The organism is Roseovarius gahaiensis (genome assembly GCF_011601345.1).
GTDB classification, from domain to species: Bacteria; Pseudomonadota; Alphaproteobacteria; order Rhodobacterales; family Rhodobacteraceae; genus Roseovarius; species Roseovarius gahaiensis.
The window spans coordinates 118338-142541 of sequence record NZ_JAAORB010000005.1; the positions used below are offsets into that span (position 1 = coordinate 118338).

At 62.4% G+C, this 24204-nt stretch carries 23 protein-coding genes, 1 tRNA gene and 1 pseudogene; 13 read left to right on the plus strand and 12 right to left on the minus strand.

Annotated elements, in window-relative coordinates:
* The 9 genes from HAT86_RS05060 (at position 1) to HAT86_RS05100 (ending at position 8881) form a co-directional block, all read left to right on the plus strand.
* The gene (locus tag HAT86_RS05060) at positions 1-834 is read left to right on the plus strand and encodes an alpha/beta fold hydrolase (RefSeq protein ID WP_167194059.1); all 834 of its coding nucleotides are present in this window, start codon (positions 1-3) and stop codon (positions 832-834) included.
* Complete coding sequence (locus HAT86_RS05065; RefSeq protein WP_167194061.1) at positions 831-1808, plus strand: threonine ammonia-lyase; 978 nt, start codon at positions 831-833, stop codon at positions 1806-1808. Before HAT86_RS05060 ends, HAT86_RS05065 begins: the two co-directional genes overlap by 4 nt.
* 23 nt (positions 1809-1831) lie before the next feature.
* Positions 1832-3037 carry an endonuclease/exonuclease/phosphatase family protein gene (locus HAT86_RS05070; protein WP_167194063.1) on the plus strand — a complete coding sequence of 402 codons (1206 nt, stop codon included), beginning with the start codon at positions 1832-1834 and terminating at the stop codon, positions 3035-3037.
* 153 nt (positions 3038-3190) lie between these two features.
* Positions 3191-4360 carry a 4-hydroxybenzoate 3-monooxygenase gene (gene pobA / locus HAT86_RS05075; RefSeq protein WP_167194065.1) on the plus strand — a complete coding sequence of 390 codons (1170 nt, stop codon included), beginning with the start codon at positions 3191-3193 and terminating at the stop codon, positions 4358-4360.
* 119 nt (positions 4361-4479) lie between these two features.
* On the plus strand, positions 4480-5271 hold the full coding sequence (gene pcaD / locus HAT86_RS05080; protein WP_167194067.1) for a 3-oxoadipate enol-lactonase: 792 nt from the start codon (positions 4480-4482) through the stop codon (positions 5269-5271).
* Positions 5264-5980 carry an alpha/beta fold hydrolase gene (locus tag HAT86_RS05085; RefSeq protein WP_167194069.1) on the plus strand — a complete coding sequence of 239 codons (717 nt, stop codon included), beginning with the start codon at positions 5264-5266 and terminating at the stop codon, positions 5978-5980. Before pcaD ends, HAT86_RS05085 begins: the two co-directional genes overlap by 8 nt.
* Positions 5981-6071: 91 nt before the next feature.
* Positions 6072-7157, plus strand: a complete 1086-nt coding sequence (locus tag HAT86_RS05090) for a zinc-binding dehydrogenase (protein ID WP_167194071.1) — start codon at positions 6072-6074, stop codon at positions 7155-7157.
* A gap of 118 nt (positions 7158-7275) precedes the next feature.
* Complete coding sequence (locus tag HAT86_RS05095; protein ID WP_167194073.1) at positions 7276-8505, plus strand: mandelate racemase/muconate lactonizing enzyme family protein; 1230 nt, start codon at positions 7276-7278, stop codon at positions 8503-8505.
* 97 nt (positions 8506-8602) lie between these two features.
* Positions 8603-8881 (plus strand): ArsR/SmtB family transcription factor, encoded by a 279-nt coding sequence (locus HAT86_RS05100; RefSeq protein WP_167194114.1) that lies wholly within the window; start codon positions 8603-8605, stop codon positions 8879-8881.
* A gap of 200 nt (positions 8882-9081) precedes the next feature.
* Here HAT86_RS05100 and HAT86_RS05105 read toward each other — a convergent pair whose 3' ends face one another.
* The 8 genes from HAT86_RS05105 to HAT86_RS05140 form a co-directional block, all read right to left on the minus strand.
* Positions 9082-9558, minus strand: coding sequence for a heavy metal-binding domain-containing protein (locus tag HAT86_RS05105; protein WP_196780514.1), 477 nt, complete (start codon positions 9556-9558; stop codon positions 9082-9084).
* A gap of 165 nt (positions 9559-9723) precedes the next feature.
* Positions 9724-10653: an AEC family transporter gene (locus tag HAT86_RS05110; RefSeq protein ID WP_167194075.1), complete on the minus strand. Its 930-nt coding sequence runs from the start codon at positions 10651-10653 to the stop codon at positions 9724-9726.
* Positions 10654-10659: 6 nt separating this feature from the next.
* Positions 10660-11457: an MBL fold metallo-hydrolase gene (locus HAT86_RS05115; protein WP_167194077.1), complete on the minus strand. Its 798-nt coding sequence runs from the start codon at positions 11455-11457 to the stop codon at positions 10660-10662.
* Positions 11457-12266, minus strand: a complete 810-nt coding sequence (locus tag HAT86_RS05120) for a TatD family hydrolase (protein WP_167194079.1) — start codon at positions 12264-12266, stop codon at positions 11457-11459. The genes HAT86_RS05115 and HAT86_RS05120 overlap by 1 nt, the downstream gene beginning before the upstream one ends.
* Positions 12267-12288: 22 nt before the next feature.
* Positions 12289-13437 carry a DNA polymerase III subunit delta' gene (locus HAT86_RS05125; RefSeq protein ID WP_167194081.1) on the minus strand — a complete coding sequence of 383 codons (1149 nt, stop codon included), beginning with the start codon at positions 13435-13437 and terminating at the stop codon, positions 12289-12291.
* Positions 13434-14060, minus strand: coding sequence for a dTMP kinase (tmk, locus tag HAT86_RS05130; protein WP_167194083.1), 627 nt, complete (start codon positions 14058-14060; stop codon positions 13434-13436). The genes HAT86_RS05125 and tmk overlap by 4 nt, the downstream gene beginning before the upstream one ends.
* The gene (locus tag HAT86_RS05135; RefSeq protein ID WP_167194085.1) at positions 14057-15232 is read right to left on the minus strand and encodes a D-alanyl-D-alanine carboxypeptidase family protein; all 1176 of its coding nucleotides are present in this window, start codon (positions 15230-15232) and stop codon (positions 14057-14059) included. The genes tmk and HAT86_RS05135 overlap by 4 nt, the downstream gene beginning before the upstream one ends.
* A gap of 21 nt (positions 15233-15253) precedes the next feature.
* Positions 15254-16156: an SPOR domain-containing protein gene (locus tag HAT86_RS05140; protein ID WP_231125818.1), complete on the minus strand. Its 903-nt coding sequence runs from the start codon at positions 16154-16156 to the stop codon at positions 15254-15256.
* A gap of 204 nt (positions 16157-16360) precedes the next feature.
* On the opposite strand from HAT86_RS05140, the gene HAT86_RS05145 reads away from it, so the two are divergent.
* Both HAT86_RS05145 and HAT86_RS05150 read left to right on the plus strand, forming a co-directional pair.
* Positions 16361-16450, plus strand: a tRNA-Ser gene (locus HAT86_RS05145).
* Positions 16451-16704: 254 nt separating this feature from the next.
* A pseudogene (locus HAT86_RS05150) lies at positions 16705-16917 on the plus strand (transposase); the annotation flags it as partial.
* A 683-nt stretch (positions 16918-17600) separates the two neighbouring features.
* Here the strand turns inward: HAT86_RS05150 and HAT86_RS05155 are convergent.
* Positions 17601-18647: a glycosyl hydrolase family 8 gene (locus tag HAT86_RS05155; RefSeq protein ID WP_331272502.1), complete on the minus strand. Its 1047-nt coding sequence runs from the start codon at positions 18645-18647 to the stop codon at positions 17601-17603.
* Positions 18648-18764: 117 nt separating this feature from the next.
* Here HAT86_RS05155 and HAT86_RS05160 point away from each other — a divergent pair, with 117 nt between their 5' ends.
* A complete protein-coding gene (locus HAT86_RS05160; protein ID WP_167194088.1) occupies positions 18765-19820 on the plus strand; it encodes a cache domain-containing protein in 1056 nt (351 codons plus the stop codon).
* A 3-nt stretch (positions 19821-19823) separates the two neighbouring features.
* Here the strand turns inward: HAT86_RS05160 and HAT86_RS05165 are convergent, their stop codons facing one another.
* From HAT86_RS05165 to HAT86_RS05175, 3 genes are all read right to left on the minus strand, one after another.
* Positions 19824-21809, minus strand: coding sequence for a glycosyltransferase family 2 protein (locus HAT86_RS05165; RefSeq protein ID WP_167194090.1), 1986 nt, complete (start codon positions 21807-21809; stop codon positions 19824-19826).
* Between the two features lie 10 nt (positions 21810-21819).
* Entirely contained in the window at positions 21820-22983 is a 1164-nt protein-coding gene (locus HAT86_RS05170; protein WP_167194092.1) for an HlyD family efflux transporter periplasmic adaptor subunit, read from the minus strand.
* 101 nt (positions 22984-23084) lie between these two features.
* Entirely contained in the window at positions 23085-23630 is a 546-nt protein-coding gene (locus HAT86_RS05175) for a hypothetical protein (protein WP_167194094.1), read from the minus strand.
* Positions 23631-23782: 152 nt separating this feature from the next.
* On the opposite strand from HAT86_RS05175, the gene HAT86_RS05180 reads away from it, so the two are divergent.
* Complete coding sequence (locus tag HAT86_RS05180) at positions 23783-24130, plus strand: hypothetical protein (RefSeq protein WP_167194096.1); 348 nt, start codon at positions 23783-23785, stop codon at positions 24128-24130.
* Positions 24131-24204 lie beyond the last annotated feature (74 nt).

Sequence of the window (24204 nt, forward strand, 5' to 3'; positions counted from 1 at the left end):
GTGGCATATTTCACCACCACCGACGGGCTAAAGTTGTATTACGAGGATGCAGGCACGGGCCGCCCTGTTCTGTGTCTTACCGGGTTGACGCGAAACGCCCGCGATTTTGATTTTGTCGCACCGCATCTGGCAGGCATGCGCCTGTTGCGGCTGGATTATCGCGGGCGCGGTCAATCGGACCATGATCCCGAGTTCATGAATTACAGAATCCTGCGCGAAGCGCGCGACGTGATCGAATTGCTGGATCATCTGGGGTTGGAGCGGGTGACCATCCTTGGCACCTCGCGCGGGGGGCTGATTGCCATGGCGCTGGCCGCAGAACACGCCGACAGGCTGGCCGCTGTGGTGCTCAACGATATCGGCCCCGAGGTCACTGCCGAAGGGCTGGGGCGAATCATGGATTACGTGGGCAAGCCGCCCAATGCCGCCACGCTTGACGACGCAGCACAAGCGCTGAAATCGGTCAGCGAGGCGCAGTTTCCCGGCGTGCCGCTGACCCGTTGGCGCGCGCAGGCCGAGGCAATGTTTGCCGAAGCCCCCGGCGGCGGGCTTACCCTGCGCTATGACCCCAAGCTGCGCGATGCGCTGATCGGTCAGGCCGGTGTCGGCGACGCGCCGGACCTGTGGCAATTGTTTGACGCGCTGGAAACCACGCCACTGGCGGTGATCCGGGGCGAAAACTCGGACCTGCTGAGTGCCGAAACGGTCGCGCGGATGGCAGACCGGCATCCCGGGCTGATCGTGGCCACCGTGCCTGACCGCGGCCATGTGCCGTTTCTGGACGAACCGCAGGCATTGGGCGCGATCCATACGCTGTTGGAGACCAGTGAATGAGTGACATCACGATGATCCGCGCGGCGGCAGAGCGGCTGAAGGGCCATGCCCGGCGCACGCCGCTGTTGTCCTCGCCCTTTCTGGACGACATCGCGGGCCGCAAGGTTTTGGTCAAGCCCGAGTGCCTGCAACACACCGGCAGCTTCAAGTATCGCGGCGGGCGTTCGGCGCTGTCGGCGCTGGATGAGGCGACCCGCGCACGCGGTGTCATCGCTTTTTCCAGCGGCAACCACGCGCAGGGCGTGGCCTTGGCGGCCCGCGAATTCGGCGTGCCTGCGGTGATCATTATGCCCGCCGATGCGCCGCGCATGAAGATCGACAACACCCGCGCTCTGGGGGCCGAGGTGGTGCTATATGACCGCGCGGGCGGCGAAAGCCGCGAAGCGATCGGCGAAAAGCTGACCAATGAACGGGGCCTGACCCTGATCAAACCCTATGACGAACCGCAAGTGATTGCCGGGCAAGGCACCTGCGGGCTGGAGATTGCCGAACAGGCCCGCGCCCAAGGCGTGACACGCGCCGATGTGCTGACCTGCTGTGGCGGTGGCGGGCTGACCGCTGGCATCGCGCTGGCGCTTGAGGCCGAGGCACCGGGGCTGCGCGTGCGCCCCTGTGAGCCGGAGGGCTTTGACGATACCGCGCGGTCGCTGGCCGAGGGGCGGATCGTGGCCAATACGCAACCCTCGGGCGGGATATGCGATGCCATCGTCACGCCGCAACCGGGGCAGCTGACCTTTCCGATCATGCAGCGGCTGTGCGGCCCCGGCCTGACCGTATCCGAGGACGAAGCCCTGCGCGCCATGAAGCTGGCGTTCGAGCGACTGAAGGTGGTGGCCGAACCGGGCGGTGCGGTGGCTCTGGCGGCCGCGCTGTTCCGGCCCGACGAGATCGCGGGCGATGCGGTGATCTGCACCATATCGGGCGGCAATGTGGATGCCGCCATGTTCCGCCGCGCGCTGGACATCAGCCTTTAACCCCCGCACACCGGAGTGACCCCATGACCGAGTTCACGATTGCCAGTTTCAACGTCAAAAACCTGATTGGCCCGGATCAGGAATACTATCGGTTCCAAAGTTACACGCCCGAAGAATACGCGTGGAAAGAAGATTGGATGGCCGATCAGCTTTTGTCGATGAACGCCGATATCGTGGGGTTTCAGGAAATTTTTGAGCAAGACGCGCTGCGCGCGGTGCTCGCCGAAACCAACCAGCGCGCGACCGAGCTCAACGCCGCCACCGTGCCCGACCGCTCAAAGCGGTATCACCGCAAAGTAATTTTCCGCAAACTGAGGGTCGAACCCTATGACGATGCCACGCTGGCCTTTGCGCCCAATGCCGCCGATCAGGGCGTGCCCGGAGAACGGCGGCCCGGTCTGGCGATCCTGTCGCGTTTCGGGTTTCAGGGCACGCCCGAAGTGATTCAAGATTTGGAAACGCCGCTGGTGATCCCGTTCCAGCCCCTGCGCGGCTTACCGCGTGATGAGGCCGGGCATTACACCATCCGCCGCCTGTCGCGCCCGATCCTCAAGGCGCGCGTGCCGGTGGGCGGGCAGGTCATCACCGTGTTCAACTGCCACCTGAAATCGAAATTGGGCGAATACATCACCCCCGACGGGGCCACCTATGCCCCCGAAGAAGATCTGACGCGCTATGACCCGGTCGGCCGCGCCATGGGTAGCCTGCGCGCCGCCTTGCGCCGCATGGCCGAGGCGTGGGTGCTGCGCCGCGAGATCGTGGCCGAGATTCAGCAGGGCCACCCGGTGATGGTGCTGGGGGATTTCAACGATGGCGAACATGCGGTCAGTTCGGAAATCGTGACCGGCGAGGCGCCGTTCAAGAATTACGCCTGGATGCTGCGCCACGACGCTGAAAGCGGCAGCGACCGCTATTCAGACGAGGAAAACGAGCAAATCACCGAGGATGTCGAGCGCGTGCGCCTACACTCCGCCGAGCGGCTGTTCGTCCGCAAATCCCTGCGAGACATGGTCTATACCACCGCGTTTGGCGGGGTGTTCGAATCCATCGACCAGATCTACCTGAGCCGTGATTTCCACCCCGACCACCCCGGCCGGATTGGCGAGATGACCTATTTCAGCGCCTTCAACGATCACCTGACCGACGGATCACACCCCGAAGCGCCGTATAACAAGCTGGCCTCGGATCACGGGCAGATTATGGCGCATATCCGGCTGGGCCACACCTAGCGCGCGATATATCGCCAAGTGGGTCGCAACCTGTCGCGCTGACATGGCTTTGCCAAGCGACGCCCCGCCCTGCCCCGGTTTGCGCCAGATCATTTACGGCTTGGACCGCGATCATTTACCTTGGGGCAACCGATCAGGCGGAAGGAGGACGTCATGCGCACTCAGGTAGCCATCGTAGGCGGCGGGCCAGCGGGCCTGTTATTGGCGCAATTGCTGCACACTCAAGGCATCGAAACCATCGTTTTGGAACGCTATGAACGTGACGAGGTGCTGTCACGCGCCCGCGCCGCCGTGCTGGAACGCGGGCTGGTCGATCTTCTGCACGAGGCGGGCGCCAGCACATCGCTGGACGAAAACGGGCTGGTCCACGAGGGTATCCGATTGTCTGGCAACGGTCAGGACTTTCGTATCGACCTCAAGGCTTTGACAGGGGGCGCGGTGACGATCTACGGCCAAGAAAACATCACCGCCGATCTTTACGCCGCGCGCGATGCCTTGGGGCTGACCACATTGCATGGTTGCTCGGGCATGAAACCGCGCGACATTGACAGCGATCAGCCGTTCCTGACCTTCCTGCATGGCGGCAAGATGAACCGGCTGGATTGTGATTTCATCGCCGGTTGCGATGGCGTCCACGGGCCATGCCGCAAAGAGGTTCCAGACGACGCGGCACAGGTGGTCGAGCAGACGTTCCCGTTCGGCTGGCTTGGCGTGAAGTCGGATGCGGCCCCGGTGGTGGACGAATTGTTATACGCTGGATCAGATCGCGGCTTTGCCTTGTGCTCGCTCAAGGATGCGGCGCGCGGGCGCTATTACTTGCAAGTGCCCCTGTCAGACGCCCCCGAAGACTGGGAGGATGACGACATCTGGGAGGAACTGGCCCGCCGCCTGCCGCAAGACGTGGCCGATGCCTTGCCCGGCGGCGGGCTGAGCGGGCGCTATATCGCGCCGCTGCGGTCCTTCGTGTCAAACCCGATGCAATGGGGCCGGATGTTTCTGTGCGGGGATGCCGCGCATATCGTGCCGCCCACCGGGGCCAAGGGGCTGAACACCGCAGCCAGCGACGTTCAGTATCTGTATCACGCGCTAACTGGCTATTACCGCAAGGGCGATGAGGCAGGGCTTGCGGCCTATTCCAACACCGCACTCGCCCGGATCTGGAAAACCCAGCGCTTCAGCTGGTCGATGACCAAACTGCTGCACCGCTTTCCCGATCAATCGGTGTTTGATTTGCAGATGCAGCGGGCCGAACTGGCCTATCTCGCCGGTAGCGAGGCCGCGCAAACCGTCTTGGCCGAGAACTACGTCGGCCTGCCCTATTAACGCGCTGTGGTGCCGGACAGTCTCTGCGTTTCATTCCTGATCTGCGGCCGGTCATCTGCTTGACGTCAGACAAGCGACAAGGTCATGTGGTGGGCCGAACCAAGAGGGAAAGACGCCACATGCCAATGGCCGATCTGGGCGACATCGCCCTGCATTACCGCGAAGATGGCGACCCGGACGGCGCACCGCTGGTCTTTGACAATGCGCTGGGCACCAACCTGAGCCTTTGGGACAAGGTGCTGCCGCTTTTGCCCAACGGCGTGCGCATCATCCGCTATGACATGCGCGGCCATGGGGCCAGCGATTGCCCGCCCGCGCCCTACACGATGGGCGCGCTGGTGCGCGATGCCGAAGCGTTGCTGGATCACCTAAAGGTGCGCGATTGCGTCTTTGTCGGCCTGTCCATCGGCGGGATGGTGGCGCAGGGGCTGGCCGTCAAGCGGCTGGACCAGATGCGCGCATTGGTGCTGTCGAACACCGCCGCCAAGATCGGCCAACCCGCCATGTGGCAAGATCGCATCGCCGCCGTGCGCGCCGGCGGATTGGCCGCGCTGGCGGATGCCACGCTGGAGCGGTGGTTTTCGAAACGCTTTCGCAAGGACGAGACACGCCTTGCCCCGATACGCCAGATGCTGCTGCGCACCCCGCCCGAGGGCTACATGGGCTGTAGCGCCGCGATTGCCGGCACCGATTTCTACACCCCCACCAGCGGGCTACGCCTGCCGACGCTGGGCATTGCCGGGTCTGACGATGGATCAACCCCGCCCGATCTGGTGCGCGAAACCGTCGATCTGATCCACGGATCCAAATTTCATCTGATCCGGCAGGCGGGCCATCTGCCCTGCATTGATCAGCCCGATGCCTTTGCCCAAGCGCTTGGCGATTTTTTGAAGGAGACAGGCCATGTCTGAATTTCTGTTGATCCACGGATCGTGTCACGGCGCATGGTGCTGGCGCGATGTGATCCCCGCGCTGGAAAGGTTGGGCCATACCGCGCGGGCGATTGACCTGCCGGGCCATGGCCAAAACCCCTGCCCGATCGGGGACATCACGCTCGATGCCTACGCCGACGCGATCTTGGAGGCCATCGACACGCCCGCCATCGTGGTCGGCCATTCCATGGCCGGGTTCCCGATTTCAGCCGCCGCCGAGAAGGCCCCGGAACAGATCGCGCGGCTGATTTATCTCTGCGCCTATGCGCCGCGCAACGGCATGTCGCTGGTCGAGATGCGGCAAGAGGCCCCGCGCCAGCCCTTGCTGGCGGCGGTCGACAAAACAGCCGACGGGCTGGGGTTCGCCTTTCGCGACGATAAACTGGCCGAGGCGCTGTATCACGATTGCCCCGATGGCACCGTGGACTATGCCCGCGACCGCCTGTGTGTGCAGGCGATCAAACCGCAGGCCACACCCATTAGGCTAGGCCCCAACTATGCCAGCGTGCCCAAATCCTATATCCGCTGCGCCGATGATCAGGCGATTCCCCCCGAATATCAAAGCAGCATGACCAAAGGCTGGCCCGCCGAGGACGTAACCGAAATGCCCACCAGCCATTCACCGTTTTTTTCAGACCCCAACGATCTGGCGCAGCGGCTGGACCGGATCGCGCGTGGCTTGACCTAAGGTCACCTCAAACCGCGGCCGCATAATCGCTCTTGCACCGCTGCGAGACAAGCGTAACCCTGTCGGCCAATCGAAAGCCAAGGGAGGCATCATGCAAACCATCAAGGCGGCCGTGTGCCATGCGTTCGGTCAACCGCTGGTCATCGAAGAGGTTCAGTTGCGCGCCCCGCATATGGGCGAGGTCGAGGTGACACTGGACGCAGTGGCGATCTGCCATTCGGATATTTCCTTTGCAGACGGGGCATGGGGCGGCAGCCTTCCGGCGATCTATGGCCACGAAGCCGCAGGCCGGGTCACTGCCTTGGGTGCAGGCGTCACCGGCTTGCAAGAGGGCGATCCGGTGATCGTCACCCTGATCCGCGCCTGCGGGGCCTGCCCAAGTTGCGGCGCAGGCCGCCCCACGGGCTGCGAAACACCCTATGACGGCGATCATGGCCCCCTCAGCACCAAAGACGGCGGCACATTGCACCAAGCCATGGCCTGCGGGGCCTTTGCCGAAAAGGTCGTGGTCGATCACAGCCAAGTGGTGAAAATTCCCGGCGATATGGCGATGGACGCCGCCAGCCTGCTGGCCTGTGGCGTGATCACCGGCGTCGGCGCGGTGATCAACGCGGCGGGCCTGCGCGCCGGACAGGACGTTGTGGTCATCGGCGCAGGTGGTGTCGGTCTCAATGCCATTCAGGGGGCCCGCATTGCCGGCGCACGCCGTATCGTCGCCGTCGACATGAGCGCCGAAAAACTGGCCGATGCCCAAAGCTTTGGCGCAACCGACGGCGTGCTGGCGTCCGAGCCCGAACCATGGGAAGTCGCAAAACAGGCCATGGGCCGCGGGGCCGATGCCGTTCTGGTCACCGTCGGCGCGGAAAAGGTCTACGATCAAGCCGCGCTCTATCTGGCCGGAGGCGGCAAGGTGATCATGGTCGGCATGCCGGCCACTGGCGCCCAGTCCACATACGAGGCAGGCAATTTCGCAGCAACGGGCCAATCCATGGTCGGCTCTAAAATGGGCGATGTGGTGATCCGGCGCGACATTCCATGGATGATCGACCTCTATCAACAAGGCCGCCTGAAACTCGACGAATTGATCTCCAAGCGTTGGTCGCTCGACCAGATCAACGCGGCCATCGCCGATACCAAATCGGGCCGCGCGCGCCGCAACGTGATCATGTTCAAGTAATGCCGTCCAAATCCCTTCTTCTGTTCAAAAATATCCCGGGGGGTCTGGGGGGCAACGCCCCCCAGCCGGTCGGATCGCCAAAGGCGATCCGAAACCAAGACACTCAGGAGGCCCATATATGAAACTGCAAGACCTCGACATCATCATCACTGCCCCGCCAGCGCCCGGATGGGGTGGGCGCTACTGGATCCTTGTCAAGCTGACCACCGACACCGGGATCACCGGCTGGGGCGAATGTTACGCCGCCAGCGTCGGGCCTGCAGCCATGCGCGCAGTGATCGAGGATGTGTTCAGCCGCCATATGCAGGACGAAAACCCCGAAAACATCGAATTGATGTTCCGCCGGGCCTATTCGGCGGGCTTCACGCAGCGCCCTGACCTGACGGTGATCGGCGCCTTTTCCGGGCTTGAGATCGCCTGTTGGGACATCCTCGGCAAGGCGCGCGAGCGTCCGGTCTGGGGGCTTTTGGGGGGGCGCATGAATGACCGCGTGCGCGCCTATACCTACCTTTATCCCTTGCCCCATCACGACGGCAGTTTCTGGACATCGGCGGACCAGGCGGCACAGTCGGCGGCCGATTGCGTGGCGCGCGGCTATACGGCGGTCAAGGTCGATCCGGCAGGGCCTTACACGATGCGCGGCGGGCACATGCCCGCCATGTCCGATATCAGCCAGTCGGTGGCGTTTTGCGCGGCCATCCGCGACGCTGTGGGCGACCGGGCGGATATTCTGTTTGGCACCCATGGGCAATTCACCACCGCCGGTGCGATCCGGCTGGGCCGGGCCATCGCGCCCTATGATCCGCTGTGGTTCGAAGAGCCGATCCCACCGGACAATCCCGATCAAATGGCGCAGGTGGCCCGCGCCGTGGGCATCCCTGTGGCCACTGGCGAGCGGCTGTGCACCAAGGCCGAATTCGCCCCGGTGTTGCGGCAAGGCGCGGCCAGCATCTTGCAACCGGCGCTTGGCCGTGCGGGCGGCCTGTGGGAGACCAAGAAAATCGCCGCCATGGCCGAGGTCTATAACGCGCAGATGGCCCCGCATCTCTATGCCGGGCCGGTGGAATGGGCGGCCAATATCCATCTTGCCGCTTCGATCCCCAACCTATTGATGGCGGAAACCATCGAAACGCCGTTCCATGATGCCTTGATAAAAGGCAGTTTGCAGGTCGAAAACGGATTTGTGACCCCGCCCGAGGCCCCCGGACTGGGGATCGAGGTTGACGAAGCCCTTGCGCGGGCCCATCCTTATACGGGCATCGGGCTGCATCTGGAGATGCAGGACGCCCCGTGTGACTATGTAAATGGCAATGCCTTCGAAGGGGGTGCGCCAAGTGAGGGGTGGTAGTCTCGCCATTTCCCTGACCGCGTGCTAACCCCAAGGATGATGCAAGACAGGACATGCCCAAGTGACGACCCAAGACCAAATCGCCAGCCCCACAGACATGGAACAAAGCGCCAAGCAGGCGGCGGCCTTTCTCAAGACGATGGCGCATGAAGGGCGCTTGATGACGCTGTGTTATCTGGGGTCTGGCGAAAAATCCGTGGGCGAACTGGAAGAGCTGTTGCAGATGCGGCAGGCGGCTGTCAGCCAAATCCTTGCGCGCCTGCGCGAAGAGGGGCGCGTGGCCACCCGCCGCGAGGGCAAGACGATCTATTACCGTCTGGCCGATGACAAAACCCGCGAGTTGATTGACCTGCTCTATCGTCAGTTTTGCGGCTAATCTTCGGCACGCGTCTAGGGCAAACTGCCCAGCCACATCCAGACTGAAAAAAGGCTTTTATAGCGCCGGATGCAAAGAAACGGCGTCGATCTAGACAAGAAGAAAACGCCACCCTGGCCAGGCCTGCGGAGCCACTGCGCAACTGTTGGTCTGTTGGGTTTCGAGCATCATCGAGATTGGTAAGTTATTTTCACACTACTTTAGCGTAATTCCACCTTCACAGCGGTGCCGCTCGCGACAAGAAGGACCATATTGCCGGCTGCCGCTAACTCCACATAATCAAGGTCCACCCCGATCACAGCGTTTGCCCCCACCTCGTGGGCTTCGCGCTTGAGTTCGTAAAGGGCTGTGCGCCTGCTATCTCGCAGCGTTTTCTGAACAGCCTCGGATCGCCCCCCGACAATATCCCGGACACCGGCAAAGAGGTCTTTGAAAATATTCATGCCGAAAGCGCATTCCGCCGTGATCACCTCTATACGTTCGGTGATCTTTAGACCCTCGGGATAGGTTTCGGTTGTGAGGGTGATGGCTTCGATTTCTGTGTTCCTCTTGATTTGCGTTGCGGAGCTTTTTACAGCTTTTTGTGCAGCAGAGGCACGGTAACACGCGTTGCAAATCCCACCGTCATTGTCCTCAAAAAGGCCGACCTTCTTTCCACACTCTACACACTTCGCCAAATCTGATCTCCCGATATACTACACAACATCGCGTGAATCGGATGATGCATGGGCCAAAATACGTATACAATCCCTACCAATCTGTCATGCCACTACAACAACAGAACTATCGCAGCGGGCGTCACATCTCATGGGTTTAAGCTTATTGCGAGGAGCGCCATCTCATCAAGGCAAACTGCCCAGCCACATCCAGACCGACAGGATCGACACCGCCGTTGCGATCAGCACCGCCGAGGCCGCCACCCGGCGCGAACAGCCATACATATTGGCAAAAATATAGGTGTTGATCCCCGGTGCCATCGCCGCTGTCAGCGTGGCCGAGCGTAGCGCATCGGTGGGCAGAGACAGCGCCGCGCCCAACCCTCGCGTGATCAGCGGATGCACCAGAAGGGCGACCAGACAGACATAAAGCACAATGCGCAAATCGCCCTCGGGGCGATAGCGCACCAGCACACCGCCAAGCCCGAACAGCGCCGCGGGCAGCGCCGCGCGCACCATCATGTCCAGCCCGTCATTCAATGGCCCCGGCAACGGCACTTCCAGCAGGTTTACGGCAAAGCCCGCCGCGATACCAAGGATCAACGCGTTGGAAAACATTGCCCGCAGCACCTTGGCCACCAGCGCCGGCCCGGTTGACCCACGTGCGCGAGTGAATTCCATCACCGAAATGCCAATGCCATAGCAAAACGGCGAATGCACCGCGATGATGGCGTAATTGGCTTGCAGCGCGTCCATACCATATGCGCGTTCAGTAATCGGCAAGCCCAACAGGACGGAATTCGAGAACAGGCAGCAAAAGCCGATGGCGACGGATTCCTCCCATGCGCGGCCAAAGATCCACCGCGCGCCGAACAAACCGCACAGGAACCCGGCCAACGCGCCGGTATAAAAGCTGATCAACAGCCGCCAATCGAAATGCTGCCCCAGATCCAGCCGGGCAATGGCGGTGAACAGCAGGCAGGGAATGGCGAAATTCTGGGTGAACTTCATCAACCCGTCGACGCCCGCCTCGGAAAACCAACCGCGCCAGACGGCCAGATAACCAAAGCCGATCACGACAAAGACCGGCAGGATCACATCCAAAAGCGCCTGCATCGCGGATCAGATCGGGTAGGTCAACGTCATCCCGTCATAAGCCGGGGTGATGTGATCGGGCGTTTCATCGGCCACGGTCTGATAATCAAGGTCGATATGCATATTGGTCAGCACCGCGCGGCGCGGCGCGACGCGGGCGATCCAATCCAGCGTTTGCGACAGGTGTGAATGCGTCGGGTGCGGGGTGCGGCGCAGCGCATCGACGATCCAGCATTCCAGCCCATCTAGCAGCGGCCAGACATCGTCGGGGATTTCCGCCACGTCAGGCAGGTAGGCCACATCACCCACCCGAAAGCCCAGTGCCTCGATCGAACCGTGATTGACCTCGAACGGGGTCAGGGTGATCGGCCCGCCCGCGCCGTCAATCGTCACGTCGCCCTCGATTGTGTGCATATCGAGGATCGGCGGATAGGGGCTGTCGTCGGGCTGCATGAAGGCATAGCCAAAGCGCGCGTAAAGCGCGTTTTGCGTGTCGCCATCGGCCCAGACCGGCAGGCGTTGTTTCATGTTGAAAACGATCATCCGCAGATCATCTATGCCATGCACATGATCGGCATGGCTGTGGGTATAGACAACCGCGTCCAACGCACCGATCCCAGCATCCAGCAGCTGCGCGCGCATATCGGGCGAGGTGTCGATCAGCACCCGCGTTGTGCCCTCCGGGCCATCCTGTTCCACCAGCATCGAGCAACGCCGCCGCATGTTGCGCGGGTTGGTCGGGTCGCAGTCCCCCCAATGGCCGCCAAGGCGCGGCACGCCGCCGGACGATCCGCATCCCAAAATGATAAAGCGACGCTCTCCCATCAGGCCACCGCCGTTTCATATTGCGCAGCTTTCCAGAACAGGCGGTCGAAATTGGCCTGCGTTTGCGCCGCGAACGCGGGCCAGTCCATCCCGAACGCTTGTGCGCCGACCTGCGCGGTGTGCAGGGTATAGGCCGGCTCATTGCGCTTGCCGCGATAGGGTGGCGGGGCCAGATAGGGCGCGTCGGTTTCCACAAGGATACGGTCCACCGGGGCCGCGGCGAAAATGTTGCGCAAGTCGCCCGATTTCGGAAAAGCAGCGATGCCCGACATCGACAGGTAAAACCCAAGATCCAACGCCACCTGTGCCAGCCCTGCACCGGAAGAAAAGCAATGCATCACGCAAGAATAGGCCCCGTGCGCATGTTCTTCGGCCAAAATGCGGGCCATATCCTCATCGGCGTCACGGGCGTGGATGATCAGCGGCAGGCCGGTTTCGCGCGCCGCCGCTATATGGATGCGCAGGCTGTCTTGCTGCACCGCTTTGCTGTCTGCAGTGTAATGGTAATCAAGCCCGGTTTCGCCGATCCCAACGAATTTGGGATGTTCTGCCAGTTTGATCAACTCGTCCACGGTGGCCAGCGGCTCGTCTGCCGCGCTCATCGGGTGGGTTCCGGCCGCGTAGAAAACCGGGGCATACTCTTCGGCGATGGCGCGCACCTGAGGTTCAAGCCGCAATTTGGTGCAAATCGTGACCATACGGGTCACACCCGCATCGACCGCGCGGGCGATAACCTGATCGCGCTCCGCGTCGAAATCGGGGAAATCAAGGTGGCAATGGCTGTCGGTGATCTGAATCGTGTCCGTCATATCTGCCCTTTGCGCGGGCCGGTCAGCCCGCCGCTGTTTGCTGGATCTTGAACACGGTATCTAGGACGAGCGCGGCAGGGTCAAGGTTGACCGCCCGCCCGTGTCGCGCCCGCGCGCCGATGGCTTGCGCACAATCGGCCCAAGCGCGGCCACGCCTTGCGTCGGGGGCTAGCCGGGCAATAAGTTCGGCCTCGCCCGGCACCGCCTCGGGCGGGGGGCCAAGCGCGCCACCGCGCGCCATACGGGCAAGGAACAGATCGGTCAGGCCCAGCAGAAGGTCAAGCTTGTCACCCGCCCCACGGGTGGCGGCGGCCTCGGCCAGTTTCAGAGCACGCGGGCGATCAAGACGCGGCACGCTGCCGACGATGCCGACAATCTCGCGGTACATTTTCACGCCGCCCAGATTGATCAGGCGCACCGCCTCGCCCACCGATCCGGCGGACAGTTCGGCCAATGCGGCGGCGTCATCGCCCGGATCAATCCCCGCCTGTGCCAAAGCCTGCGCAATATCCGGCGGCGACAAGGGCGCAAGCCGCAATTCGCGACAACGCGACCGGATCGTCGGCAACAGGCCCGAGGGCTGATGGCTGACCAATAACAAAACTGTGCGCGCGGGCGGCTCTTCCAGCATTTTCAGCAGCGCGTTGGCGGCTTGCGTGTTCATGTCGTCGGCGGCATCCACGATCACCACCCGGCGTCCACCCTCGGCGGAACTGAGGTGAATGAAACTGGACAGGCCGCGAATTTCGCTGACCCGGATATCTTGGGAAAATCGCCCCTCCTCAAAGGCTTTTTCACGGTCGCGATCCGTGGTGCCCGCGCCCCACCGACGCACCAGATAGAGCCCCGGATCCGAGCCTGCCAAAAGACGCCGGGCCACCGGATGATCTGGCGATACATCCAGACTGTCGGGCATGGGCGGCGCATCGCCAAACAGGCTGTCCGCCTCGGCTTCGGGGGTGGCCAGCAAAAACCGTGCGATGGTCCACGCCAGCGTCGCCTTGCCAACACCGCGCGGCCCGGTGATCAGCCAGCCGTGATGCAACCGGCCCGAATTATAGGCCTCAAGAAATGCCTGTTCCGCCACCCCCTGCCCGATCAGTCGCGGTGTCTCGCGCGGGTGCGGGGCGCCTTCGATGCGGTCTGGCAGCGGGACGTTTGCGTCGCTCATGGCAGGCGCGCCTCAACGATGGCGCGCGTGTCCGCGAACACATCCTCGACCGGGCGGTTCCCGTCGATCACAACGAACCGGTCGGGAAATTCGCCCGCAAGGTCCAAAAACCCCTGCCGCAACCGGCGCTGCATGTCGCCACCAAAGGATTCGAACCGATCCTCGCCGTCGCCCCGCGCAAGCGCACGCGACAAGCCGGTTTCAGGGTCCATGTCAATCAGGACGGTCAGGTCGGGCTCTTGCCCGATGACCAGCTCATGCAGTTGGTCGACCAAAACCCGCAGATCGGCGCGCGCCAGCCCTTGATAGAGCCGCGTGCTGTCAGCGAACCGATCACAGATCACCACCTGTCCGGCCTCCAGCGCCGGATTGACCGTGCGTTCAAGGTGATCGCGGCGCGCGGCAGTAAACAGCAAAAACTCGGTTTCGGGCGACCAGCGATCGGTCGCCCCTTCCAGAACCAGTTTGCGAATGTGTTCCGCGCCGGGGCTGCCGCCGGGTTCACGGGTCAGCACAACATCGCGGCCAGTGGCGCGCAGATGGTCGGACAGCAGACGCGCTTGGGTCGATTTACCCGACCCATCAATGCCTTCGAAGCTGACGAAATAGCCGCGTTCGGTCAAAGCGCGCCCTCGGGCCCTTGTTTGAGCCGGGCCAGCAACAGCCCCGACACGGTGCGCAGCCGGGCGACAAAGCCGCCTTTGGGCACATCTTGGGCGGCCACCAACGGCACACGCGTTTCCGGCAAGCCTTCGGGCGCAAAAACCAGTTCGGCCAGCCTGTCGCCTTTGGCAATCGGGGCGCGGACCGGCCCTTGGTAAACCACCTCGGCGTTCAAACTGTCGCCGCCGAGCACCGGCAAAAGCGTGGTGATGTCGTTTTGCGGGGTCAGTCCGACACTGGGCGCATCTCCCATCCAGACATCGGCCCGGGCCACTTCGGTGCCCGATTTCAGAACTTCCTTTTCAACGAATTGGCGAAACGCCCAGTTGACGATGGCTTGTGCCTCTTCCGCCCGGCCCTGCGCCGTCTCCAGCCCCGAGATCACAAAGACCACGCGCCGGTCGCCCTGTTTGGCCGACCCGACAAGACCATATCCGGCCTCTTGGGTGTGGCCGGTTTTCAGACCGTCTGCCCCGATGCCAAGGCGCAGCAACGGGTTACGGTTTTGGGTGTTCGACGGCGCGCGCCCATCAAAGGCAAACTCGGTCTCGGCAAACATCGGGTAGAAACCGGGGAAATCCTTGATCAAGCGGCTGGCCAGCAGGGCTAGGTCGCGCATGCTCATCCGGTGACCGGCAGCAGGCCAGCCATTAGAGTTGAGGAACGTGGAGTTGGTCATCCCCATCTCTTGCCCGCGTCGTGTCATGTAGCGCGCAAACCCGGCCTCGGTGCCATCGGGGCTAAGGGCTTCGGCCAGAACAGCGCAGGCATCGTTGCCCGACAGCACAATGATACCACGCAGCAGATCCTCGACACTCACATTATCGGTTGTGTCAAGGAACATGGTCGAGCCGCCATAGCTCATGGCGTGACGCGACACTGGCAAACGCTCGTCCAGCGACAGGCGACCATCGCGAATAGCTTCGAACGTCACGTAAAGCGTCATCAACTTGGACATGGACGCAGGCGGCAGAGGTTGATCCGCATTGCGGTTCAACAGGACTGTGCCCGTGGTCATATCCATGACATAGGCCGCCTTGGCGCGGGTATCGAAGGCTTGCGCGCCCGCCGCGAACATTGGTGACATTAACAGCAGCAGCGCGGCCGCAAGCGAAGCAAGCACTCGGAACATGGCGGTCCTCATCGTCCTGACTTAATTGGTCACAGGATAGGCATCGTCAAACCCGACGCCTTTGATTTTCTTCAGCAAAGTGCTGCGTTCGGCTTTACTGGTGGTCGGGCCGACAATGACACGCCAGAACGTCTTGCCTTGCGATGTCTGTTTTTTGACTGTGGGCACCATACCGTTTCGGCGCATCGCTGTCGCCGTATTGCTGGCATTCTGCTCGACGCTGAAAATGCCGATCTGGATAAAGGGCTTATTCAGCGACGAGGCACTTGGTTTGGGCTCAGGCGCCGCCACCGGGCGGGTCACCTTATCAGGTGCTGCAGTGTTCTCTCCTGCATCGGGGGCCATGTCGATCGCCGCCGCAGCCCCGGCCACCGGATCCAGCGCCGAAGCCTCAACATCAGACGGCGCGTCCACGGTCGCAGGTGTGTCGGATGCCTTGGCCGAGTCGGGCACCTGTGTTTCTTCGCGGCGCAAGGCGGTCACGTTAAGCTGCGCCGGCGCACCGGCCAACATATCCAAGGCAGCCGCCGCATCCGATGACACCTGAAAGACCGGGCCGGGATTCTCACGCTCGCGGCGGAACAACGCACCGATCACGAACTTGGAATTGCTGGTGTTGCGGATGATCACGCGTTCGGGCTCTTTCACGTCGGGATGCGCCACCCAGCCCCCCCCCAAGGACGGACGCCCATCCCAAAGCCCCATATCGGTAGCCTGAAAGACATCGGGGACCTCGACATCGCGCTCCACCAACTTGACGGAGGTCTCATTTGCGTCTTGCTGTTCGCTTTCCGCTGAGGTGGCGCTCGGCTTGAACGGGTTGAACTGCCCGGCGTTCTGGCATCCGGTCAGCGCCAATGCCGCAACCCCCAAAACGGCCATGCCATGCCACCCCTGCCGACCGCCCCTGAAATAGTGCACCATGTAAGAGCCCTTTGCCTGTCACCGCGTTTTCGCACACTGTCTGTCGGTTGATCCGACGTTGTTACGCATCAATGGCCAAAGGCCATTACCCAACAGTCTAGCGCCTTGCCTGGTGCAAGAAAAGCACCCAAGCGCCTTTCGGCGGAAATCCCCAGATTTCAGTGTCTTCCAGAATCGGAAAAGGCACTATAGGAGAAGCGTGTCGGAGGAGTGGCAGAGTGGTCGATTGCACCGGTCTTGAAAACCGACGTACGTGAAAGCGTACCGTGGGTTCGAATCCCACCTCCTCCGCCAATTTTGTTGTTTAAGCTTATGTTAATAAACGATTTTTATAAATCGCTTCCCCCATTTATTCCCCCAGAGTATTCCGGCTACCCCCGAATTTTAGCGAATGGCAACGCTTCGCTTGTGGCCTTGCACCATAGCAAAGAGCCGCTTTTCAAACTCATCTTCGCCCGCATTTCCCAAGTAATTCTCTGATTTGGCTGTGCTGACCTTGATATTTCGTATATAAATCATTGTGTTGATAGCTGTGAGGGGCGTGTTTCATGGATCACCCAGAGGGTGCGGGCTTACAGCGGTCAGATCGGGTGGATTTCGACCCTCGTGTGCGGCTGGAATTCAAAGGCACACAGCTCAGTTCGGACGGCGGTCTGCTGGTGATGCGCGAGCTGGATGACACGCTCGGGCTGTCCGATCTGGCGGCGGCGGCTCTGCGAGACACCCGTCGCGGCAAGAATGCGGTTCACCGGCTCGACGGGTCTGTCCACTGCGCTAAGAAACACCGCCGCTGGGACACAACACGGCGGTTTCGCGCTCTGATCCGCCCTGTTCCAGCAGCCCGCCCGGCCGCAGAGGCCGCTCAGTGCGGAAATTGCTTGCCCAGCGATTGAATTCAGGCGAACTTCACGTCAGACGGCAGGCCACTTGGGGAATGTCGGCTGATATGAAGGACTTCGCGCCCTCTTGCTTCCACAGTGCTTCCACGGGTGCTTGGAACGCGAACGCCGCCCCGGAGGGCGGCGTTCAAGCGTTTGATAAGGCAGGGGAATTTGGTTGCGGGGGTAGGATTTGAACCTACGACCTTCAGGTTATGAGCCAAAACATTAATGACTACAATACCTTCACAAAACCAATGACTTATCCAATAAGCCTGTGATTTCGCGAATTTTCGAACCTGACGTTGACTGACATTCGCCTGTTTCCACCGACAGCAACCCTCGCAAAATGAAATACGCTCGTTGACATGGCGTTGACATGAACACCCGTCAGCTCGTCCAGAGATGATCGCTGTGTCATCGCCCACCGGACCATTTTCCATTCAAGCCGTGGGCACTGCTCATGCCCAGAAGCGGCCGCTCGGACACGGCGCAGCGAGAGACCGGTTTTCAGCCCTTTCTTCCCGTTCGTCGCCCTGCTCAGCATCGGGACATAAGTTGAGCCATTATTGCCCCTCGGGCAGGCACTGGCGCGCTTCTGCGCGAGCGGCGTGCAGCGCGAACAGGTGCAACGTGGCCGGGTAGTAGGGCTGCGCGGCATCTGCTGCAGGCATGGTCGCGCTTGCACCGTCGGCACAGATGGAGAGCGCGGCCACGGCGGCGTAGCCGGGGTAGCTGCTGCGCTGTGACACTTGTCCGTCTAGGGTGAAGACGGTTGCCGTGCCGGGCCAACCGGCAGATATGTGCAGTGCCTCCGCGCGCGCCACTGCTGGATGATATAATCTACTTGACCACACGAGATAGAGCGCGACCCGCATCGCGCTATAGCCCGATTGCCGGGCAAAATCTCGTGCGGGGCGGACGTCATATGAATCGATCTCGACCCAGTCCGGAACGGGCCCCTCCCGCGCGAGATCGCCGATCAGATCGACACCGTCCGTCGCCGCGCGGCCAAGCTCGGGCACATCGAAGGTATCGGCCAGCGCGTGCATCGCACGCGGCATGGTATAGGAGGGATTGACGATGCGTCGCTCGGTGCTGCCAGAGCGCTCTGCCGCCGGCAGAAAAAGACGCCGCGACGCGTCGCGTGGATCCGGACGCACGCAGGACACGGCGAGAAACCGTGCGATATCCCTGGCGCGATCCCGGTAGGCCGGGACGGTGAACCGCCGTGCCCCTTCCAGAAGCGCCCAAGCATAGAACAGATCGCCGTCGCTGGCGTTGTTGTAATCGGGCACCGGCGTCTCGGCATCGGGCAGCCAACGCCATGCTAGCAAAGGATCCTGGCGGACGCCAAGATGGCGCTCGGTCCAGTCGTACATTGTAGCAAAAGCCTGCGCATCCTCCCCGAACGCGGCCAGCAGCATACCGTAGCCCTGCCCCTCGGAATGGCTCGCGCCGTCCTGCAACGCATCGACCACACGACCCTCGGGCCGCAGGAACGCAGCCTTCCAGTCGGTCCAGCTTTCCGACATGCCAAAGGACATCGCGCTGACAGGACTTGCCACGGCACCTGTCATCAGAGCCAGACATGCCCGCCGGCGCATCTCCATATCCCCTCATGTATGCGTTCGGATCTCGACCTACAGACGTCTTGCACTAACTTATGAGACTAATCATGTGAAATATCCAGCACAATGCAAGGATCCGGTAAATTTGCAAGGAAACCAATGCTCCTTCAATCGCTGACCCTGACCCGCGCCTTCTTCAGCTTCATCGCTGTTGGGATCGCGCTTTTTGCCATGCTCATGACCTGGCTGGTCCTCGACCGGACGCGAACATACGAGGTCGACGCGCTCGAAACCGCGGTCGGTGTGCGCACCCGCGCCGCGGCACATGACTTCGGTCGCGCGCTCGGCGCCGATTGGCTTAGCCTCGACCATATCGGCGAGCGGATGACCACGACAGGGCTTGAGAACCTGCGACCGATGCTGGATGCCGCGACCGGGGACCGGGTCTCGTGGGCGGGGTTTACAGGCCTCGACGGCACAGTTCTTGCGGCCTCGAACGGGATGCGCGAGGGGGCCAATGTCGGCGCGCAACCGTGGTTTCAGCGCGGTCTCGAAAGCGATTTCGCCGGGGACGTGCATGGCGCAGTGCTGCTCAGCGAGTTGCTAGGCGCGACCGAGGCCGAGCCGATCAGGTTCATCGACCTCGCCCGTCCGGTAACCGATCACAACGGCGATCCGTTGGGGGTGATCGGGTTCCGCATCGGTTTCGCCTGGGCCAAGCGGTTCCTCCGCGAAAGCGCTGACGCGCTGGAGATGGAACTCTATCTCATCAGCGGCGACGGGGAAATCATCATCGCGACCGACGGCACCGACGCAGAGCGTCTGAACCTGCCCAGCATGCGGGCCGCGACCGGGGCCAAAACATGGCCCGATGGGAAGCAGTATTACACCGCCACGATCCCGCAGGTCGTCAGTGGTGAGATGCCGTCTTTGGGGTGGCGCATGATGGGGCGCATCGGGACAGGCGCCGTGACCGGCGGCCGCACCGTGGTCGCCGGAATCGTCTCGACCGGGCTCGCCGTCGGCACCGGGCTCGTGTTACTGCTCGCGGTGACCTTCTCCAAGCTGTTCCTCGTGCCGTTCAGAATGCTCGCGCAAACTGCCGAAGACATCGCCGACGGGGCCGAGGTCTATCCCTATGAAAGCCGTTGCACTGCGGAGGCGAGACGCCTGTCGGCGGCACTCATGCGTCTGCAATCGCGGTTCGAGAAATAACCTTCACTCACCGCGGCGCCGAAAAGACAACCGCCACGCGGCATCGTGCAAGATGCTGAAAAAATGCGCCGCCCGGATGCCAGGTGCGTCGCCTTGGGTGTAGAAACGCCGCAAAAGCGCGTCATGCTCGGTCGGCTCGGGGAAGAGATGCAGACGCGCGCCATCGTCCTCGCGCGAGAACACGGTCACTGGCACGTCGCCCACATCGCGGATCTGCATGATGCCGCGCGTGCCAGGCTCCATCGGAACGCCGCGAATGCGCACCACATCGCGCGTCAGGCTGGCAAGCCAGACCCGGCGCGGCGGCCCGCCCTCTGGTGCGAATATGGCCCGCTCAGGCGCATCCGCGACGTGGCGCTCGCGGCGGGGCAGCTCCACGCAGGCCAGCACCGTGACCGACAGGACCACGAGATTGTAAAGCGTCCAAAACAGGATCACCGCCTTGCCGTCGCCCGTATCGTGGTACGCGAACCGGTCCGAAACGATACCGATCAAAAGCCCGGCGAGGGTCAGCACCAGCAGCACCGCGAACGGCATCATCAGACGCCATTGCACGATGATGCGGCTACGATCGCCGCCCTTGGCGGTCACCGAAAACGGATGACCCTTGGGGCGCAAGAGCCCCACCACGGCGGCGCGGGTGATCGGGATCGCGGCAACAAGCTGGCTGACTTCATTGAGTATGGGTACCAACATACCGCGCGATAGCAGGTTCAGCACGGTCAGGATCCACAGGAAGTAGACCCCGAAATAACTGATGACGTCGGGAACCTCGGCATCGACAACGGTGATGTTGAAGAACCAGTAAAGCAGTGGATAGACCACGGCGGCAAGGCGGAACGCAAAGCTTGTCAACCAGTAGAATACCGAATCCGTGACACTCCAACGATCGCGGAGCCGAAGGGCGGTGTCGCCCAATGGTCCATGCCGCGAGCGCGCAATCTGCATCAGCCCCAGGCACCAGCGCGCGCGCTGCGCGACGTATTCCTTCAGCCCCTCCGGCGCGAGCCCTTCGGTCAGCGGCTCGTCCAGGTAGACAGTGCGCCAGCCCTTGTCCTGCAAGGTGAGGGTCAGCATGAAATCCTCGGTGATGCTTTCCGTCGGAAAGCCGCCGACATCCGCAACGGCCGGCCACCGGATCACCGACGAGGTGCCGCAGCAGAACGCGGTGCCCCAACCATCGCGGGCGGGCTGCATGTGATCGAAGAAGAACCGCTGCTCGTCGGGATAGGATCGCGACAGCCCGAGATTGTGCTGGATCGGATCGGCGTTGAAGAAGTGCTGCGGCGTCTGCACTAGCCCTACGTCCGGCGCGTGAAAAAGCGCCAGCGTGCGGGTGAGGAACTGCCGGTGCGGAACGAAATCGGCATCGAGAACCGCGATGAAATCGGGTGGGCCCTCGGCCTCGAGCAAGTGCAAGGCGTGATTGATGTTCCCGGCCTTGGCGCCAAGATTGTCGGGACGGGTGACGTGGCGCACACCGCGCGCGGCGCATAGCTCTGCCAGCCAGTCGCGCCGCCCGTCATCGAGGACCAGCATGTCGAGGCGGTCATGATCGAGGACCTGCGTGCCGATGATCGTACGCTCGAGCGTCTCTTGATCCTCGTTATAGGTCGCGATCAGCACCGCGACACGAGGCGGCGGATCGGGCGCCCACCATTCGGCGTTCTCGTCCGCCTCGGTATGGCGCACCCGCACCCGGGACATAATGACGAAGGCGCTCAGCGACGAGATAAGCGCCAGCATCTCGAACGCGAAAAATGACCAGCTTGCGGCCCAGTCCCAGGTCAGCCCGAGCGGCGCGAGCGTTTCGGTCGCGCGCCAGTGCGCGTACCTGATCGCCAGCCCCCATGCCACCACGAACAGCGCCACCCGGTGCAAAGACGTCTCGCGGTCGATGACGAACGGCAGGATAAGCGCCGCACCTGCGACCAGCGCAAGATGCGCAAGGCTCACGTCGAACGCGGTCAAATACGGGAAGAACGTCATCGATGCGGGCTCAGTTCCACAAGCCGCGCAGCCAGTCGAGCGGGCGACGTTCGAAAAAGGCTTGGCCGGTCCGGCCTACCGCGCAATGCGCATCCGCGTCCTCGCGCAACGCCGGCACAAGAATTGTGACGTTGTAGCCTTCGAGGTGAAGCTGGCTCGGCGAGACGGCGAGGTTGCGATAAAACGTTCCGGCCCCCGACCCCGCAAGTCGCAACACAGTGCCGGGATGCGCCTCGCCACCGCCCGAAAGGCGGAACCGCGCCTCGTCGCCGACCCTCAGATCGTTGTAGACGCTTTCTGTAACCGACAGCGTCACCATCGTGTCGCGGCAATCGAGGAGCCGCACGAGGGCATCACCGCGCTGCACGTGCTCGCCATCAGAGGCCAGCACCTCCCAGACCTGCCCGTCCACGGGCGCGGCCAATGACGCGACCCCGGCACGGTTGACGCGCAGCCGCTCTCGGTCGATCCGGTCGTCGATGGCCTGGAGCCGTGCCTTCGCCTCGGTAAGCCTGGCGACCTGATCGCCCTGCATCGTTTCAAGCTCGACGCGGCGTTGCTCGGCATTGGGCGCGTCGTTGTAGCCGTCGCCCAGGAACACGCCATCCTGTGCCGTCGCCAGCTCGATCTCGAGCACGGCGACACGCTCGAGCGCATATTCAAGCGCGCTCCCCGGCACGCGCGGATCGCCCAGATCCTGAAGCTGGCCGTCCTCGAGCAACCCGTCGATCATGGCGTCGCCTTCAAGCCCGGCCTGCAGCAGGTCGAGACGGGCGCGCGCATGCGACAGCCGGGTTTCAAGCTCGTCGATCCGCGCCGCCGTGAACTGCTCGGAGCGCGCTACAAGCCGCTGCATCACCACTTCGGTCTCCTCGATCTGGCTCTCGAGACGCATCTGCTCGGCATCTGCAAACGCGCGCTCAATCAGCAGATCGTCGAGCCGCACGCGGTCCACGCGCGCATCGGTGACGGTCGCAATTTCCTTGCCATCAGAAACCGGTGCGCCCAGACCGCGATCGGGCAGGCTCAACTGGCCCGCGATCGGCGCGCGCACGGTGCTGAGCGGGGCGTTGACCACGGCGTTGGCGCTCGCCCCGGTGATCTGCTCGCCAATGATGATCCAGCCGGCGACGATGATGATCGCGACCCCGATGATCAGACGTGTGTATTTCATGTCCGCCTCCAGCTACGGAAAGTTTCGCGACTATGGCCCCCTCTAACGCGGCCCGTGCGGCCGGATAGGGGGCTTTCTGCGCGACAGGATGTGATCACCCTTCAGAACGTGTTGACCGAGAATCCGACGAAGACCTTTTCGGCGTTGAAGCGATATCCCAGCCGCAGCCGCACGGGGATATCGCGCAGCTGGTAGCTGAGCGCGAGCGATTCCTCGCGAAACCCGTCATTGTTGCCTTGGAGCGAGACCTCGGCCGCGATTCCCGTGGCGCGATGCCCGACCTGCGCCAGCAGGAGATACTCGCGCGCGGTCGTGTTGAATTCCCCTAGCAGAAACAGCGTGGCCCGCTCGTTCATCGAGAACCGTTCGACACCGATCTTGGCCCCCAGATCGACATCCCTGGTGTTGTCGATACGCAGCGATGGTCCCACGCGCAGCCATGCTCCGGGTCCCAACGGCACGCCGTAATTACCCCAAAGCGTCGTGGCATGTCCCTCCTCGAAATCCGACCAACCAATGGTGGCGGTGACAAGGTCGCGCCGAATGGTGCCGGTCAAGCTCGATGCCTTAGGGGCATAGTCGAACTGTGCAAACGCGCCATCCGCCACCGCCGGACCAGGATTTGCGAGTGTGATAAGTGCGACCATTCCCGACAGGATTGCAGCGCAAAGAGGATGTGTAAGCCAATTACGCATGGTTATTCCGTCCAGAAAGATGTGCTGCGCTTTCGGATACATTTTCCCGGTCTTGCTCCACGGTACACGACGCTGTTGCTTTGAGGGGCGATTTGGACTCGATTTTGAAGATTCTCTACCACAAGGATCTTCACGATGCTCATGTCCCTTATCGCCCCTCTGATGGAAAAGATAGCCCGCATTTCGATCTGAGCAAGACGCGGCTGGAAACGCTGGCCGTGCTGCTGGTCGGGCTTGCGAACGGGCGCACGGTGAACCTTTCGCATCTGGCCAGCCACTTTCCGGGCGACGCGCAGCATGGATCGAATTACCGTCGTCTGCAGCGCTTCTTCCAGTTCGTGCAGCTGGACAGCGACATCGCCGCGCGGCTGGTCGTGCGAATGCTGAACCTCAAGCGCCTAAGCTCCTCGCGCTCGACCGTACCAACTGGAAACTGGGATCGCGCGATGTGAACGCCCTTATCGACCAACTCACAGCCCTCAGACTGCATGGCATGGCGGCCTGCGCCCAGGATCTGTTGACCGCC

What these genes read in the sequence shown, in the direction of transcription:
- HAT86_RS05065 (WP_167194061.1), top strand. Translation starts at nt 831, where the DNA reads ATGAGTGACATCACGATGATCCGCGCGGCGGCAGAGCGGCTGAAGGGC.
- HAT86_RS05070 (WP_167194063.1), top strand. Translation starts at nt 1,832, where the DNA reads ATGACCGAGTTCACGATTGCCAGTTTCAACGTCAAAAACCTGATTGGC.
- pobA (WP_167194065.1), top strand. Translation starts at nt 3,191, where the DNA reads ATGCGCACTCAGGTAGCCATCGTAGGCGGCGGGCCAGCGGGCCTGTTA.
- pcaD (WP_167194067.1), top strand. Translation starts at nt 4,480, where the DNA reads ATGCCAATGGCCGATCTGGGCGACATCGCCCTGCATTACCGCGAAGAT.
- HAT86_RS05085 (WP_167194069.1), top strand. Translation starts at nt 5,264, where the DNA reads ATGTCTGAATTTCTGTTGATCCACGGATCGTGTCACGGCGCATGGTGC.
- HAT86_RS05090 (WP_167194071.1), top strand. Translation starts at nt 6,072, where the DNA reads ATGCAAACCATCAAGGCGGCCGTGTGCCATGCGTTCGGTCAACCGCTG.
- HAT86_RS05095 (WP_167194073.1), top strand. Translation starts at nt 7,276, where the DNA reads ATGAAACTGCAAGACCTCGACATCATCATCACTGCCCCGCCAGCGCCC.
- HAT86_RS05100 (WP_167194114.1), top strand. Translation starts at nt 8,603, where the DNA reads ATGGAACAAAGCGCCAAGCAGGCGGCGGCCTTTCTCAAGACGATGGCG.
- HAT86_RS05110 (WP_167194075.1), bottom strand. Translation starts at nt 10,653, where the DNA reads ATGCAGGCGCTTTTGGATGTGATCCTGCCGGTCTTTGTCGTGATCGGC.
- HAT86_RS05115 (WP_167194077.1), bottom strand. Translation starts at nt 11,457, where the DNA reads ATGGGAGAGCGTCGCTTTATCATTTTGGGATGCGGATCGTCCGGCGGC.
- HAT86_RS05120 (WP_167194079.1), bottom strand. Translation starts at nt 12,266, where the DNA reads ATGACGGACACGATTCAGATCACCGACAGCCATTGCCACCTTGATTTC.
- HAT86_RS05125 (WP_167194081.1), bottom strand. Translation starts at nt 13,437, where the DNA reads ATGAGCGACGCAAACGTCCCGCTGCCAGACCGCATCGAAGGCGCCCCG.
- HAT86_RS05135 (WP_167194085.1), bottom strand. Translation starts at nt 15,232, where the DNA reads ATGTTCCGAGTGCTTGCTTCGCTTGCGGCCGCGCTGCTGCTGTTAATG.
- HAT86_RS05140 (WP_231125818.1), bottom strand. Translation starts at nt 16,156, where the DNA reads ATGGTGCACTATTTCAGGGGCGGTCGGCAGGGGTGGCATGGCATGGCC.
- HAT86_RS05155 (WP_331272502.1), bottom strand. Translation starts at nt 18,647, where the DNA reads ATGGAGATGCGCCGGCGGGCATGTCTGGCTCTGATGACAGGTGCCGTG.
- HAT86_RS05160 (WP_167194088.1), top strand. Translation starts at nt 18,765, where the DNA reads ATGCTCCTTCAATCGCTGACCCTGACCCGCGCCTTCTTCAGCTTCATC.
- HAT86_RS05165 (WP_167194090.1), bottom strand. Translation starts at nt 21,809, where the DNA reads ATGACGTTCTTCCCGTATTTGACCGCGTTCGACGTGAGCCTTGCGCAT.
- HAT86_RS05170 (WP_167194092.1), bottom strand. Translation starts at nt 22,983, where the DNA reads ATGAAATACACACGTCTGATCATCGGGGTCGCGATCATCATCGTCGCC.
- HAT86_RS05175 (WP_167194094.1), bottom strand. Translation starts at nt 23,630, where the DNA reads ATGGTCGCACTTATCACACTCGCAAATCCTGGTCCGGCGGTGGCGGAT.